Here is a 16,310-nt window from a genome sequence, read left to right as displayed (position 1 = left end):
TATCAATGTTCCTGCGCTCTATAATCTTGTTAAAAAATAATCTATATGAGCCTTATTTGTTTATTTTTTAATTATCAAGTGTTTTTGGATCAAAAAATGCCATTGCAACATGCAAGTGTTTCTTGCATGTTGCAATGGCATTTTGACACAGTTCTATATTTCTATCTGACCACTTTTTATTTTTCTGTGTATTGTACTAGGATCTATTCCGATTGCCCTTGCTGCTTTTTGGATACTTCCATGTTTGTCGATTGCATCCTTTATCATTTTTTGTTCAATATATCTTATAGCTTCATCAAGCATTATATCTGAGTTAATAGTAATAGGTTCTCTTGATACTTCTTCAAAATCATGAATGTTTATATCCTTTATATTGTTAACGGATTCGTTTTCTTGCATCATATTGTCCAGATTCATAAGTATTTGAAGCTGATCTTCACCTACCAGATCTTTGTTAGAGAGTACAACCAGTCTCTCAACAAGATTTTTCAGCTCTCTTACATTGCCATACCATGGATTGTTTGTGAGAATATCTCCCACTTTCTTGGTTATCCTTATGTTACGTTGATATTTTTCATTAAATATCTCAAGAAAATGATTGCACATGGGAACTATATCGTCTTTTCTGCTTCGAAGCGGTGGGACTCCAATAGGGATCACACTTAGTCTGAAGTATAAATCCTGCCTGAATTTTTTGGGATTGTGAAGTTCTTCTGATGTTATATTGGTAGCACTTACATATCTTACATCTATTTTTTTAGGTTTAAGGCCTCCGACTCTTGTAACTTCATTTTCCTGAATTACCCTTAGTAGTTTTTTCTGCATATCGTAAGGGAGTTCTCCTATTTCGTCCAGAAAAAGTGTACCTCCGTCCACCAGCTCTACAATTCCTTCTTTTCCGCGTTTTCTTGCTCCTGAAAAAGCGCCTTCTTCATATCCAAACAGTTCCGATTCTATTAATTCAGCTGGAATGGCTCCACAGTTTACAGCAATAAAAGGTTTCTCACTTCTAGAACTATTATTGTGTATATACCTTGCAACAACTTCTTTTCCAACTCCCGTTTCTCCTGTTATAAATATTGATGAATCAGACCTTGCTGCTCTGAGTATTATTTTCTTTACCTTCTTCATTTCTTTACTTACGCTGACATACTCTTTGGCTTCTTGAACCTCTTCAATTTCAACATTATCATTTTCATCATATCTCTTTACTACATCAAGTTTTGCAATCCTTGAAATGTCTCTGCCTGTCAAAACTCCCCCTTTTATATTTTCGTCTGAATCAAATAAGGGGATAGCCGTATATGCAATCATTTTACCACTAGGGTATATAATGTTTTTGTATACTTTCTTTTTTGCTTCGAGCATTTTAATTATTACAGGTTCACTCACTTCTCCAGAATCCATGAGCTCGTATATGTCTTTTCCAATTACTTCAGCTCTGGTAAATGGCAGTATTTCATCGCATACTGAATTCATTTTCTGGATTTTTCCATTTTCATCAAATATCACAACTACCTCATCAATATGTTCAATAAGGCTTTCTATTAGGATTTCTTCTTTAATATACTGATTGAAAACATACAGAAAATAAGTTTTATTCTCAGGGGCTGCAACTTTGCACCTCAACCCACTCATTTTAACAATACTCGAGTAAAACTCCCCGCACAAATGAAGGTCACTGTCAAAAGAGTCATCGATTTCTTTTATATGCCTGATCTGGTCTATTCCAAAACTATCTAAAATATCTTTAATTTTACTATTTTGAGTCAGTATTTCGCCGTCTTGTGAAACAATCATCGAAGGTGGTGTGAAGTTTGACAACATACCATCAAAAGATTTTTTTAAACTTTCTTCAAACATTCTTATTCCTTTCTAAAAGCCTTTTTGCTATCTTATAAAAAACATCAATATTATAGGAAGAAATATGGCAGGAAGAAGATTGGCAACTTTGATTTTTTTAATTCCAAGTATTGTAAATGCTAATGCTATTAAAAGTATGCCCCCACTTGCACTCATCTCCGTTACGACCGCCGGGGAGAGATATGGGCTTACATACCCAGCAAGTACTGTCAGTATCCCCTGATATATAAATACGCTTATGCCCGAAAAAATAACACCAGTCCCCAGAGTAGACGCAAAAAATATAGCAGAAATTCCGTCCATCAAAGCTTTTGTATATAAAATAGTATGATTGTTATTTATTCCACTCTCAATAGAACCCAATATCGCCATAGATCCTACGCAGTATATGAGTGTAGTCGAAACAAAAGCTACCGAAAAATTTGCATCTTTGCCCTTTATCCTGGACTGTATTTTTGTTCCAAAATCATCAAGTTTCTTATCTATATCAATCCATTCTCCAATTATACCCCCAATTACAAGACTCACTATAACTATAAGTATATTAGAGCTTGCCATTGCAAATTGTACTCCCAGCACCATTACCACTATGGGTATAGCGCTCATTATCAAATCTCCAACCCTTTGTGGTATAGCCTTTTTAGCTATTACTCCTATAAGTGCTCCTGCTATTATTGCAATTGTATTGACTATTGTACCTGTTAACATATCTTCTCCTTATAATTATAACATATTATATATTTATTGTTATTTTTTTATTTTTTAAATTTTGATAATTTTCAATAAATTTCTTCTCTCCTGTGTTTTAGCAGTGGAAGCTGGTCTCTTATCTGGTCTATGTAATCTAGATCTATCTCTGTAATCATCAGTTGCTCTGATTCGCCCAGCCTTTCAATCACATCTCCCCACGGTGATGTAACCATCGAATTGGCGTAAGATACATATACTCCATCATAGTCTCTGGCAGGTGCAACCCCCACACAAAACACCTGATTATCGACTGCTCGCTGCCTGAAAAGCAATTCCCAGTGAGCGGGTCCGGTTGTCATATTAAAGGCCCCTGGTACTATAAGTATTTTTGCTCCTTCCATTGCCATTTTTCTTGAAAACTCTGGAAATCTAAAATCATAACATATTGCAAGTCCTATCTTCCCAAATTCAGTATCGATAACGCTATGACTGTCCCCCGGAGAAAGAATATCTGATTCCTTGAAATACTGACCATTTTTAATATCAATATCAAAAAGATGAGCTTTTCTATGTTTTCCTATCTGCGTACCGTCTTTTGAAAAAACAAAAGATGTGTTGTATATATTACCTTTGTCTTTTTCCGGAATAGATCCAGCTATAAGAGTGACCTTGTTTTTTAGCGAAGCTGCGGACATTCTTTGCCAGGTCTCTCCACCTTCTTTTTCTGCAAATTTTGGAAAGAAGGCTGTATTATATGGACATGAAAACATCTCTGGAAGGATCACCATATCCGCTCCTCCAGATGCAAGTGATTCTATTGCATTTTCGGCTTTTTTAATATTATCTTCCTTTATAAGAGATACATTTATCTGGGCCAAGCCAATTTTAAATTTCATATTTCCCTCCTTATTACTATTCTTTAATCATTTTATTATACTTTATTTTCTATAATATAGATATGTTTGTATAAAAAAAGAAGGAAAAATTCCTTCTTTTTTTATACAAACATATTCATTTTTTCTATTCTGTCAAAAGCTTCCGAAAGCTTTTCAATTCCAACTGTACATGAAATTCTGATATATCCTTCCCCGCACTCACCAAATGCATTGCCAGGAAGCACGAGCACATGGGCTTCTTGCATTATAAGCCTGGTAACTTCTTTTGAGGAAAGTCCAGTCGACTTTATATTTGGGAATACATAAAAGCTTCCTCCTCCATCGAGCACACTCATATTATTTATTCCCTCAATCCTCTTTTTGCAATATTGCACTCTTGACTTAAACTCCTCTACTATTGCAGGCTGTATCTCATGTCTCATTTTCAGTGCGTGCAAGGCAGCTCTTTGAGAAATGGAAGGAGTCGTAAATACTACATTCTCATTTATCTTTTGAATTGCCTGGATTACCTCTTCTGGACCTATTATGTTAGCTACCCTGAATCCTGTCATAACGAAATTCTTGGAAAAGCTGTTAATGGTTATTGTTCTCTTTCTCATAGACCCTATTTTCATAATTGGTACAAATTCTGTATCAAATGAAAAAGCTGTATATATATCATCTGCGACAACCAAAATATCATGCTTTTCACAAAAATCTGCAATTTTATTCATAGTCTCCAAGCTAAGACATGCTCCTGTAGGGTTGTTTGGAGTGTTTAGTATAATTGCTTTGGTCCTGTCTGTCACAAGTTTTTCAAGTCTTTCAATATTTATCTGAAAACCTTCTTCTTCATAGGTTGAGAGCATTACCGCTTTTCCTCTTGCTAGTTTTACCTGGGATGGGTATGGTGCAAAATATGGGTCTGGTATTATTACCTCATCTCCATCATCAAGTATGGCTTCCATAACAAGGTACATGCTTACGCAACCTCCAGTTGACACGAATATCTCAGAATCTTCAATTTCAACTGCATATTCTTCCTTGTAGAACTTGGCAATTTCTGCTCTCAGCTCAGGATAACCTCTATAGTCCGTGTACTTGGTATGCCCGGCTTTTGCATCCTCTGCCATCTTATCAATTACTCCTGAGTCAGTTACAAGGTCCGGGTCTCCAATGCTCAGATTTATTATATCATCATATTTTTCAAGAAAATCAAAGACTTCTCCCATAGCTGTTTTTTCAGTTTCCTGGTATCTGCGAGATATCATATTCTTCATATCTTAGCCTCTTTCTATATGTTTAAATCCTCTATTCTTTGACTTTTGGAATAACCGTCCCACCTTTTTTTATTATATAAATGCTCTTGTCTTTGAGATCGAGATTTTCCATAAGCTCTTGCGCTGTCTTGAAACTAACAATTCCCATAGGCTCCAGCAATTCGGGATCTATACTGGAGATCATATATATTTTTATTCTTTCGGCTATTTCACAATTCTGGTAAAAAATGTATCCAGGGATAGTAAAGTTCTTTCTCAGCTCTTCATCGAGCCTCCCCTTTTCAATATGCTTACTCCATCCAAAGTACTCATCAGGCCCGCCGCCGTCTATACACTGTGAAATAAGTATTATTGTCCCTCCTGGTTTTACGGCTGATTCTACGTTATCAATTACCTTCGTTGACTGATACATGGACATGTCTTTGGGATAACCTCCACAACCGGCAAAAACCACATCAACTTTTTCGGGTATTTGCACGCTGTACATTTCATCTACATATTTACAACACTCCAGCCATGAGTTCATCCAGTTTCCAGAAAATATCCTGCACAGCTTGCCTTCTGGATTCATGGCAAGATTTATAATAAAAATCGGATTTACCATGGCGGCTGCTTCACACATGTCTTCGTTGAGAGGATTCCCGTCCAGCTTACTGTTGCCTATGAGTGGATTTGAGCATGGTTGATTTGGAGAAAGCGCGTGAATATGATTCTGCGCTATAGACTTCCCTGATGCTACACCTGGGAGTATACTCTTTCTTCCTCCTCCAAATCCCGCCATCAGGTGATGCGCAGCCGCTCCAAGGCATATAGTCTTTTGATTTACCACAAGTGGATTAAGCTCTACTACTGTTCCTCTTGAAGTTTTTCCAAGGCATACAAGATCCTTTGCCTCGCAGTAATGATTTATCACTTTTACTCTCTTTGCAATTTCTTTTGTTACAAGTATTTCTATATCTGACAGCGGTGCGGGCAGATGCGTCCCATTTGCAATCAGAATGCTTATGTCCCCATCTTTTATTCCGCATTTATTAAGATAGTTTATTACGTGAGGAATGACAAGGTCTTGTCTCATCCAAAATCTTGTCATGTCGCTTATTACAAGCGTTATCTCGTCTCCGCTCTTTACAAGGTCTTTTAGAGCTTTACTGTCTATTGGATTTTCAAATGTATTATATAACTCCTCTTTAATGTCTTCAAGTGGCAGCCTGGTATTTCCGCTCAATTCTCCAATTATATTGCCTTCCTTGAGTTCAAGGTCTATCTTTCCTTTGCCGTAATCAAAGATGTATTTTGACATATTTTTCCATCCTTTCTCTAGAGTACCTTTGAAAGAAACTCCTTTGTTCTTTCATTATCAGTCTTTTCAAATATATGTTCCGGAGTTCCTTCATCCACTATCAGCCCATCTTCCATAAAGATAACATCATCAGCTACTTCTTTTGCAAATCCCATTTCGTGAGTAACTACTACCATTGTCATTCCGTCTCTTGCCAGTTCTTTCATTACAGAAAGCACATCTCCCACCATTTCTGGGTCCAGCGCCGATGTAGCTTCATCAAAAAGCATGACTTCTGGGTTCATTTCAAGCGCTCTTGCAATTGCAACTCTTTGTTTCTGGCCTCCAGACAGTGAATTAGGATAAACATCTTTTTTTTCGGTAAGACCCATTTTTTCAAGCAGTGCTATTGCCTGTTCTTCTGCTTCTTTGTATGACACCTTCTTGACTTTTAAAGGCGACAGCATTATATTTTGAATGACAGTTTTATGTGGAAAAAGATTGAAGTTTTGAAACACCATTCCCATTTTTTCTCTTACCTTATCCACATTTGCATCTGGAGCTGTGATTAACTCATCATCTAGATACATGTCTCCACTGTCAGGTTTTTCTAAAAGGTTGAGGCATCTGAGAAGAGTACTCTTGCCACTTCCCGATGGTCCTATTATTACCATCACTTGACCTTGTGTAACCTGGAGGTCTATTCCTTTCAGGACTACTTTTTTTCCAAAGCTCTTTTTTAAATTATTTATCTTAATCACTCTGCTTCATCTTCCCTTCTAGAATATTTACTGCCTTTGAAAGTCCAAATGTCAGTACAAAATATATGACTGCTGCTATAAGGAGAGGTTCCAGAGGTTTAAAGCTTATTCCCCTTACAATGTTTACATTGTACATCAGATCGGTCACTCCTATTACCGAAACTATGGATGTTTCTTTTATTACAGTAATAAATTCATTGCACAGGGATGGCAGAATGTTTTTTACCGCCTGTGGCATCACTATCTCCTTCATAGTCATTCCCTGCGACATTCCAAGGCTTCTTCCCGCCTCCATCTGACCCTTGTCTATTGACTGTATGCCCGATCTTATTATTTCAGCAACATATGCCCCACTGTTAAGACTAACCGCTATTATCCCCGCAACGAAGGGATTCATATCCAGCCCAAAGAGCACATAAGATCCGAAGTATACTATAAAGAGCTGGGTTATCATAGGAGTTCCTCTTACGATTTCGATATATATTGCTGATATCCATTTCAAAGGTTTGTGCTTTGAGAGCTTCATCAGTGCCAGGAGCGACCCTATGATGGTCCCTATAAAAACCGAAATTATTGATAATCCCAGTGTAGATTTTAATCCTGTTATGAAATATGATGAATATTTTATTAATATTTCGAGCATTTATTCCTCCATTGTCTTTAGTTAGCAAGTTTTTCAGCAAGCATTGTTGCGTCTGCTACAAAAGTATCTATTTTACCTTCTTTTATAAGCTTTGCTATTATCTCATTTACGGCTGCCATAAGTTCTTTTTCCCCTTCTGCTGTGATTACTGATGATCCACCTTCCATTTTTTCAAAAACTACTTCTTTTACTGCAGAAAGATCTTCATTCTGGTTTGCATAAGAATTTGCAACTGGAAGCTCCAATATTACTGCGTCAATTTTACCTGTCTTAAGTTCAAGTATAAGGTCTGTTACTTTTCCAAGAGATTTCACTGTAACACCTTCTATCTCCTGAGCAACTCCTTCTTGAAGTGTTCCTGTCTGAGCTCCTATAACCTTGCCTTTAAGGTCTTCTTGTGATTTATACTGAGAAACGTTCTCTGATTTTACAACGATTGTGTGGCTGGCTTTATAATATACATCACTAAAGTCCATTGCAGCTTCTCTTTCTGGTGTAGGGTTTATTCCTGCTACTCCAAGGTCTATCATTCCCGTTCCTACTCCGGCAAGCACTGCATCAAATGCCATATCTTTTATTTCCAGCTCCACTCCAAGACCCGCTGCTATCTCTTTTGCAATCTCTACATCAAATCCTACTATCGTATCCACTCCATCTATTATCATATGAAACTCATATGGCGGATAGTCTGCGGATGTTCCCACTATCAATTTACCTGCTGATTTTATCGCTTCAAGCTTGTTTTCTGGTTCTGTTGCCTGAGTGCTTCCACACCCTGTCATTAATGATAATGCCATGATTCCTGTAATTATAATACTTAGTAATTTTTTCATTTTTCTCTCCTTATTTAAAATAAAATTAAAATTTACATATTTTTTTAAAGATTATGATCTTTTTTTGCCAATAAAAAAACTCGCCCCTATAAAAGAGACGAGTATTATAACCCGTGGTACCACTCTAATTAGTTATTATCTGTTTTAAAAATCATTCAGAAAAATAACTCACTTGATTACATTTAACGCATGCCGCGTGATCGATACTTGCCGAAGCTTTGTCGATTCAATCTCAACAGTCCTTTTCGCTCATGTTTGTAATGCCAGTCTTACACCTTCACTGGCTCGCTTTGATTACTAGCATAGCTACTCTCTGTATCAACGATACTTGATATTAAGTTTTTGATTTTACTGCGCCTGTTTTGCCTGTAGCTATACCTCATCGCTGATACCTCCTGACTGTTTTTATAATTATATTTTTATTTCTTTTTCGTAATCAATACTATAAAGGCAAACAAAATAATTGTCAACACTTTTTTGATTTTTTTCAAAACTATTTTCAAAGAAAACATTTTCCCGCTATAAAAGACCTTTTAGAGCGACGTAAATTGCAGCAAAAAAATCCTCTGTATATAAACTTGCTACTCTTGCCGCGGATATTTCATCGTCTTCATCGATTATACGTCTTATTTCTGTGGCCATATTCTTGAGCCTCTGCTTTTTATCTACCAGTGCCAGAGTCTCCAAAAATGATTTTAGACGCTTTGCTCCCTTAGCTTCACTGTCCATAGGGTATGCTTCTATCTTAGAAAGTTCTTCTTTTATCTTATCGTCGATTCTTTCAATCGTATAAATTTTGGAAGGGTCTATACCAAGTATTTCCGCTGCGAGTTCTCCACTTACGAGTATCTCTGAAATCCTGGATCCTTTTCTGGCCGCCCTGTCATTAATTATCTTCTTCCATTTTGCGGATAAAATATTGTCTGCTATAGAATATCTGCTTTTACCAGAATATATTCCCAGTTTTTTTTCAAGATTTCCATCTTTTTTAAATTCTGCGTCAATCTCAATAGTACTGTTTTTTACAAAGGTATAAGCATATCCGTCAAAAACTCCAAAAGCCTTCATGCAGTCAAGATATCCATAGCGCTCTATCTGTTTTATCTTAGGTCTGTCAAATACAAGCGTTACTCCAAGATCCCAGTAACTCTTTATATATATAAGGTCCTCTACTGAATCGAGTACATCTTTTTTGACTTTTCCAAAAGTCCCCAGATCTACTGCAATTACTCTTTGTGCTCCTTTTTTAAGTGCCATATGAACTGGAATGTTATCATGATAGGTTCCATCTATAAACTCTCTTCCGTCTATATTATATGGTCTTACTGCGGGAAATATAGACGCGCTTGCAAGGACAAAATCTACAAGTCTTCCCTTTGGTATATCTTCTATAAACATTTCCCATGGCTTAAGATTGCTTTTTTCGACTGTGACAAGCCCATATTCGATATCTGATTTTCTGATTGCATCTTCATCAAAGTACTTTTCCAGTGTCGCTTTAAGGGGGCTCGTATCAGTCCCGCCTTGAAAGAAATCTTTGGCAAATGTCCCGTATGTCTTTACCACCTTTTCCATAAGTTTCTGGTCTTCTGTCACAGGTACTGCAAAAACTCCACTTGTATCCACAGTATCCCACATTTTCTGCGCTTGCAAAAAGTCACCTTGAGCTATCATTGCTCCATTTATTGCTCCAATAGATGTCCCACACACGATATGGATAGGTACATCAAGCTCTATCAATGCTTTCCATACTCCCATTTCATATGCGCCCCTAGCTCCTCCTCCACCAAGAACAAGTGCAGTTTTTTTCATGGCTATACTTCCTCCTCAACGATTTGTCCATTATCTCCAAATCGGGTTAAAAGTTGTTTTTCTAATGGTTTTATAAGCTCTATTGCTTCTTCTTTTGATCCTGCTTTTGCCGTTATCCTAAAGACCACACTGGAGTCTCCTGCATAAGATGCTATGGTTGGATTTGTCTGGTTTTCTATAAGATCCATAATAAGAGTTTCTGCTGTGGATTCTCCAAGATTATACACTCTGATTTTTGAGCATACTACAACTTCATTTGAATATTTCATCAAAAAATCAACCACATATTCATCCATCAAAGGATTTACTTCTCTTGGAGGTCCCGGAAGCAGTATAACAGTCTTTCCTTTTTCTTCTAATATACATCCATTGGCTGTACCATTATCATTTTTTAATATTAAGGATCCTTCTGGAAAATAAACCTGCCTAAGATTATTTTGAGTCATTATCCTGTTTCTCATGGCAAACCTTTGTTCAAGGTGTATTTTACTGTCTTCATCCATTATCATTTTCCTGCCAAGGTAATCTGCAAGAATGTCTTTTGTCATATCATCTTGTGTCGGTCCAAGACCCCCAGTACAAACCACTATGTCCGCTCTGCCAAGTGCTGTCTCAAAAGCCATCTTCATCCTTTGTGCATTGTCTCCTACAACGGTATGAAAGTGAACATCTATGCCTATTTTCGCAAATTTTTTACTAATATACTGTGCGTTTGTGTTTACAATATCTCCATGTAAAAGTTCAGTACCTACTGCCAATATTTCTGCATTCATCTTGATGCCTCCAAATCTCAAAAGTTATATTGTAAATATATCATATATGAGTTTTTTTTGCATCATAAATTAATATCACTCCACGTCCTCACACTTTTGACGCTTCTTTTCATCACAGTTTTCACTGAATTTCTTGAATGCATCTTTAACTTTCTCATCTATTTTTGCCATTGAAAGCCCGGTCAGTATCTGCAAGCCTTCTTCAACATTACTTATTGCGTATATATCAAACTGTCCATCTTCAACAGCTTTTATTATGTCGTCTCTGAGCATGAGATTCTTCACGTTTTGGATGGGTATTATTACTCCCTGTTTTCCTGTAATCCCTTTTATTTTGCAGACATCATAGTAACCTTCTATCTTTTCATTTACTCCTCCTATTGGCTGTATTTCACCCTTTTGAGACATGGATCCCGTCACGGCAATCCCTTGACTTACTGGTATTCCTGCTATACTTGAAATAATAACATAGAGTTCTGTTGAAGATGCGCTGTCCCCATCTATGCCCGAATAATTCTGTTCAAAAGTTATTGATGTAGTTATAGCGGGTATATCCTCTTTTGCATACCTGTTCCCAATGTATCCATTTAATATGAGGACTCCTTTGTCGTGTATGCTTCCCGAATGTGCTACTTCTCTTTCTATGTTGAGTATCCCGTATCTACCTTTATAGCTCGATGCTGTTATTCTTGAAGGTTTTCCAAACATAGATTCACCCACCTGCATTACTGCAAGCCCATTTATCTGTCCTACTTTTTTACCATCAACATCAATAAGATAACTTCCATCTTTGTACATTTCATTCATTCTGTCTTCAATTTTACTGTTTCTTATTCTCTTTTTTTGAATAGCCTTTTGTACATCTTTTACCTTTATAAATTCTTGGCTTTCATCACAAAGAGCATTAGATTCATATATAATCTCTGTGATTTTATTAAATCTGGCGCTTATCTTGTTTTTTTCTGACGCCAGCTTGATTGAGTATTTTAAGGTTTCTATTACTGCTTCTTTTTCGAAATGCTTAAGATTTTTGACTTCACAAAAATCGGCTATAAATTTGGCGAATTTGATCTCATTTTCGTTGTTTTTTTCTATTTCTATGTCAAAGTCTGCCATTATTCTAAATAGTTCTCTAAAGTCGTCGTCATAGTAATAAAGAAGTGAATATATGTGCATGTCCCCAATAAGAACTACTTTTATATCAAGGTCTATGGGTTCAGGTTTAAGCCCTGTTGTCATTAGAGCAAGACTTTGTTTGAAAGGATTCTCTATCATTATCTTTTTTGTCTTGATGCTTCTTTTAAGTCCCTCCCAGGCAAGTGTATTCATTAGCATATCTTTTGCGTTTATAATGAGAAATCCTCCGTTAGCCTTGTGGAGAGCCCCTGGTTTTATACTCATGAAGTCCGTCGTGTACATTCCATTTTCGTTTCTGTATTCTGCAAAACCTATAATGTTGTAATAGCTTGGATTTCGTTCAAGGACTACGGGAGCAGTTTCTATATTCGTATTGTCTATGAATAGGTTCACATCATATCTTGTGATAAACTGTTTAGGATCTTCTCTTCTGAAGAATGCCAGTGGATTGGCTGTTTCTTCTTTCTCTTTTCCTTTAAAAAAGCTTGTGTGATTAATTATATCTTCCTGTAGTTCATCAATATAGTCTATTACTTTCTTATTATCAGCATGTTTTTCTTTCATGTCTGAAATGTAATAACTTACAATTTTATCCACTACCTGCTGTTCAAGATGGGCTATTTTGTCAGATATCTTAAGATCCAGTTCTTTCATCTTGGTCATATATTCGTTAAAATCTTTAGAAAGAGTTTTGCTATTTTCCTGAATTTCTTCTACCTTTTCAGGTTCAAGTGTCTTGTATTCTTCTTCCTGATAAATACTTCCATCTTCTTTTATTGGAAATGACATGAGCCCTTTTGGTGAGGGTACAAATTTTATTCCTTTGTCCTGGGCTACAAGGTTAAGTTCTGCTATATAAGCAGTACTCAGTTGCTCAAATTTCATTACTATATCCTGATATCTGGATTCATATTCAGAACCAGAAAATGACTTTGGAATTTCTTTTATTATTCTATTTATAAAAAATTCCATATCCTTTTTAAATATTTTTCCCTCTCCTGGAGAGAATGAAAGAGCAATGGGTTCATCCGGTTTTAGAAAATTGAATACATAAACATAATCTTTATGGATTTTTTTGTTCTTTGCAACTTTTTCTATAAGGGATAATGAATAACTCTTTCTTCCTGTTCCTGATTCACCAGAAACATATATGTTATATCCGTCATTTTGAATATGAATCCCAAAATCAAGGGCTTCTACGGCTCTTACCTGCCCTATTATACCATTGAGTTTTTCTATCTCCTTAGTTGTTTTAAAATCAAAATTCTCGAATTTTACGTTAATTTCCATGTCTTCTTTACTCAGTTTCCACTTGCTTGCATTGCTCATCTTGCACCTCCATGCATCCAATTTTCCTAAGTATCATTTCTATTTACTATACCCAATTACTTTTTTTTTATTCAAACAGTTAATTCATACAAAAAAAACTGACTGGATCATTTGCTATAAATGTCCGTCAGCTTTTTTGTAATTTCCTATCTTCCAAATACTTCTTCACCTTTTACAAAGACTCTTACAGTTGATGCCTGAAGATCCAGAGGATGAAGGTTCCATATTGCTATATCTGCATCGAGCCCTTCTTTTATAGAGCCTTTTACATGGTCTATACTCAGAGTCTGGGCTGGGTTTAGTGTTATTGCCTTTAGTGCTTCGAATTCATCCATGCCTGCTTTTACAGCCATTGCAGCACACATATTAAGGGACTGCTGTGGTATAACTGGATGATCCGTTATAATTGAGACTTTTACCCCTTTCTCACTGAGGATTTTAGCTGTTTCAAAACTCTTGTTTGTAAGCTCTGGTTTTGTCCTTGAACCAAAAGTAGGTCCTACCTGGGCACTAACTCCCTCTTGGGCTATATAGTCCGCAATGAGGTGGCCTTCTGTACAATGTTCGAGAGTCAGCCTTATATTAAATTCTTTTGCAATCCTTATAGCAGTGCATATATCATCGGCTCTGTGAACATGGGCTTTGAGAGGTATTTCCTTTTCTATTACAGGGCACATGGCCTCCATTTTAGGGTCTATATCGAAATGTTCGCCTTTGTACTCTGCGTCTTCTTTTCTGGCAATATAATTTTCTGCTTTAATAAGGGTTTCTCTCAAAATTGCAGCAACTCCCATTCTGGTCACGGGCGCTTTTCCCTTCTGACCATATACACCTTTGGGGTTTTCTCCAAAAGCACATTTCATAGATGCAGGATTTTGAATTACCATATTATCTACTATGTTCCCATAGAGTGAAATTGTCGTAAAACTTCCTCCTACCACATTTGCACTTCCAGGACCTGTTGATACTGTGGTTACTCCACCTTCAAGCGCTTCATCAAATGCAATATCAAACGGATTTATTCCATCAAGTGCATTCATATCTGGAGTCACCGGATCAAATTCTTCATTTCCATCTTCGCCTTCCCATCTTATGGATTCATTGAAAAGCCCTATATGTGAGTGAGCATCAATGAGTCCGGGAGTTATGTACATTCCTTCAGCATCAAACTCCTCAGTATTTGAGTCATTGGAAAGATTTTTTCCTATTCGTTCTATCTTTCCACCTTTAAATTCAATATCTTTCTTTATAAAACCTTCATTCTCGATTAAAAAAACTAATCCATTTCTGATTATCATGTCTGCTCCCTCGAAAAAAGAAATCATAATATTACCTTATAATGATTTTATTACAAAATGTAGATTTTGTACAGTTTAATGTAGATTTTGTACAGTTTAATGTAGAGTATTTTTACTATTTTTTATATTACTTGAAATTAATCATTTATTGTAATATAATATAATTAGTGAAATTAATATCATTGTTCATTTATTTTTATTTATTTATTTAAGGGGGTATTGTCATGGATATTATGGAAATTGTAGTTTCCATCAACAAGGTTCTTTGGGGACCTTTTATGCTTTTCCTGTTACTTGGTACAGGGATTTATTTCTCATTAAAAATGCGATTTATCCAGGTAAGAAAGGTAAAATTAGCATTTAAGCAAACTTTTGGTTTCCTTTTTGAAAAAGAAAAAAAAGTGAAGGTAAAAGGTGAGGTTTCTTCATTCCAGTCACTTGCAACTGCAATAGCTGCTCAAGTTGGAACAGGTAACCTTGCCGGAGTTGCCGGAGCTATTGTTTCCGGTGGACCTGGCGCAGTGTTCTGGATGTGGATAAGTGGGTTCTTTGGAATGGGTACAATCTTTGCTGAGGCTGTAATAGCTCAAAGGTTTGTACAAGTAAAAGATGGTGAAAAAGTCGGAGGACCTGCATATTACATACGTTACGGACTTAACAACAAATTTCTTGCCGCTTTTTTTGCAATTGCAATAATACTGGCACTGGGACTTATGGGTAATGTGGTTCAGGCAAACTCTATTGCTGCCTCTGTCTACACAGCTTTTAAAATTCCCAAGATTGTGACTGGTGTTTTTGTTGCAGTACTGGTAATGCTCATTGTGGTTGGGGGTGTAAGCAGGATAAACTCGGTTACTGAAAAGGTTGTTCCTTTTATGGCCCTGTTTTATATCATAGGAAGCTCTATTATTATAATATTAAATGCCGATATGATAATCCCAGCTTTTAAAATGATATTTGTTGGTGCATTTAACCCTAAGGCTTTAGGTGGTGGTATTATTGGTGTGAGTATAAAAGAAGCCTTCAGATACGGGGTTGCAAGAGGTCTGTTTTCAAACGAGGCTGGTATGGGTTCTACTCCTCACTCTCATGCTCTTGCAAAAGTTAACCACCCTGCCGAGCAAGGCCTTACTGCAACTCTTGGTGTAATAATAGATACTGGCATAATATGTACTATGACTGCTCTTGTAATTTTAACAACAGGTGCGCTCGACAGTGGATTTACAGGTGCTGAACTTACTCAAGCTGCTTTTACTTATGGTTTTGGTAGTTTTGGTACAAAGTTTGTAGCTATATGCCTTTTCTTCTTTGCTTTCTCTACAATCATAGGATGGTATTTCTTTGGTGAAGCAAATGTTAAATACTTGTTTGGCAAAATAGGTATCCTTCCTTATAGAGTGCTTGTTAGTACTGTTATAGTATTTGGTACAGTTATAAAGGTACCTCTTGTATGGGAACTTGCCGATATGTTTAATGCCCTTATGGTTTTCCCAAACCTTATAGCACTCCTTGCAATGGGATCCTTAGTATTTAAAATAGCTAATGACTTTGAATGTAATTTCTTGAAAAACAAGGATTCAGAATATGAAAATGAAAAAATCAGTTAAAATTAAATATTTATTTATTATCTTTATCCTTTATCTAAGGGGCTGTCGGAGAATGACGTTTTTTGACCCCTAAACTTTAATAATTAAAAATCCTAGATTATTCAACATCTACAAAAATGTAGAGCACTGA

13 protein-coding genes and 1 other annotated feature are annotated in these 16,310 nt (G+C 36.4%); of the genes, 1 reads left to right on the top strand and 12 read right to left on the bottom strand.

Translation table 11 applies throughout. The features are described 5' to 3' along the window. Positions 1–153 precede the first annotated feature (153 nt). The 12 genes from G558_RS0108140 to G558_RS0108085 all read right to left on the bottom strand — a co-directional run bounded on the left by G558_RS0108140 (position 154) and on the right by G558_RS0108085 (position 14,573). Complete coding sequence (locus G558_RS0108140; protein ID WP_028829738.1) at positions 154–1,863, bottom strand: sigma-54 interaction domain-containing protein; 1,710 nt, start codon at positions 1,861–1,863, stop codon at positions 154–156. Positions 1,864–1,890: 27 nt separating this feature from the next. Continuing rightward, on the bottom strand, positions 1,891–2,571 hold the full coding sequence (locus G558_RS0108135) for a DUF554 domain-containing protein (protein ID WP_028829737.1): 681 nt from the start codon (positions 2,569–2,571) through the stop codon (positions 1,891–1,893). 71 nt (positions 2,572–2,642) lie between these two features. After that, positions 2,643–3,449: a carbon-nitrogen hydrolase family protein gene (locus G558_RS0108130; protein WP_028829736.1), complete on the bottom strand. Its 807-nt coding sequence runs from the start codon at positions 3,447–3,449 to the stop codon at positions 2,643–2,645. A gap of 101 nt (positions 3,450–3,550) precedes the next feature. Continuing rightward, positions 3,551–4,708 carry an aminotransferase class I/II-fold pyridoxal phosphate-dependent enzyme gene (locus G558_RS0108125; protein ID WP_028829735.1) on the bottom strand — a complete coding sequence of 386 codons (1,158 nt, stop codon included), beginning with the start codon at positions 4,706–4,708 and terminating at the stop codon, positions 3,551–3,553. Positions 4,709–4,739: 31 nt separating this feature from the next. After that, complete coding sequence (locus G558_RS0108120) at positions 4,740–6,008, bottom strand: nickel-dependent lactate racemase family protein (RefSeq protein ID WP_028829734.1); 1,269 nt, start codon at positions 6,006–6,008, stop codon at positions 4,740–4,742. A gap of 17 nt (positions 6,009–6,025) precedes the next feature. After that, complete coding sequence (locus G558_RS0108115) at positions 6,026–6,748, bottom strand: amino acid ABC transporter ATP-binding protein (protein ID WP_028829733.1); 723 nt, start codon at positions 6,746–6,748, stop codon at positions 6,026–6,028. After that, positions 6,741–7,391 carry an amino acid ABC transporter permease gene (locus G558_RS0108110; protein ID WP_028829732.1) on the bottom strand — a complete coding sequence of 217 codons (651 nt, stop codon included), beginning with the start codon at positions 7,389–7,391 and terminating at the stop codon, positions 6,741–6,743. The genes G558_RS0108115 and G558_RS0108110 overlap by 8 nt, the downstream gene beginning before the upstream one ends. 17 nt (positions 7,392–7,408) lie before the next feature. Next, positions 7,409–8,224, bottom strand: a complete 816-nt coding sequence (locus G558_RS0108105; protein ID WP_036931816.1) for a transporter substrate-binding domain-containing protein — start codon at positions 8,222–8,224, stop codon at positions 7,409–7,411. Between the two features lie 90 nt (positions 8,225–8,314). Continuing rightward, positions 8,315–8,555: a binding site (T-box leader), on the bottom strand. Between the two features lie 188 nt (positions 8,556–8,743). Further along, entirely contained in the window at positions 8,744–10,036 is a 1,293-nt protein-coding gene (locus tag G558_RS0108100; protein WP_028829730.1) for a patatin-like phospholipase family protein, read from the bottom strand. Between the two features lie 2 nt (positions 10,037–10,038). Then, the gene (locus G558_RS12770; protein WP_051188597.1) at positions 10,039–10,809 is read right to left on the bottom strand and encodes a molybdopterin-binding protein; all 771 of its coding nucleotides are present in this window, start codon (positions 10,807–10,809) and stop codon (positions 10,039–10,041) included. A 75-nt stretch (positions 10,810–10,884) separates the two neighbouring features. Next, on the bottom strand, positions 10,885–13,275 hold the full coding sequence (locus tag G558_RS0108090; protein ID WP_028829729.1) for a Lon protease family protein: 2,391 nt from the start codon (positions 13,273–13,275) through the stop codon (positions 10,885–10,887). A 146-nt stretch (positions 13,276–13,421) separates the two neighbouring features. Further along, a complete protein-coding gene (locus G558_RS0108085) occupies positions 13,422–14,573 on the bottom strand; it encodes an amidohydrolase (RefSeq protein ID WP_028829728.1) in 1,152 nt (383 codons plus the stop codon). Between the two features lie 224 nt (positions 14,574–14,797). Between G558_RS0108085 and G558_RS0108080 the strand changes: the two genes are divergently transcribed. Further along, complete coding sequence (locus tag G558_RS0108080; RefSeq protein ID WP_028829727.1) at positions 14,798–16,180, top strand: alanine/glycine:cation symporter family protein; 1,383 nt, start codon at positions 14,798–14,800, stop codon at positions 16,178–16,180. Positions 16,181–16,310: the final 130 nt, after the last annotated feature.

It is taken from the genome of Proteocatella sphenisci DSM 23131 (assembly GCF_000423525.1).
GTDB lineage: Bacteria > Bacillota > Clostridia > Peptostreptococcales > Filifactoraceae > Proteocatella > Proteocatella sphenisci.
This window is presented reverse-complemented; position numbering and strand designations above follow the sequence as displayed.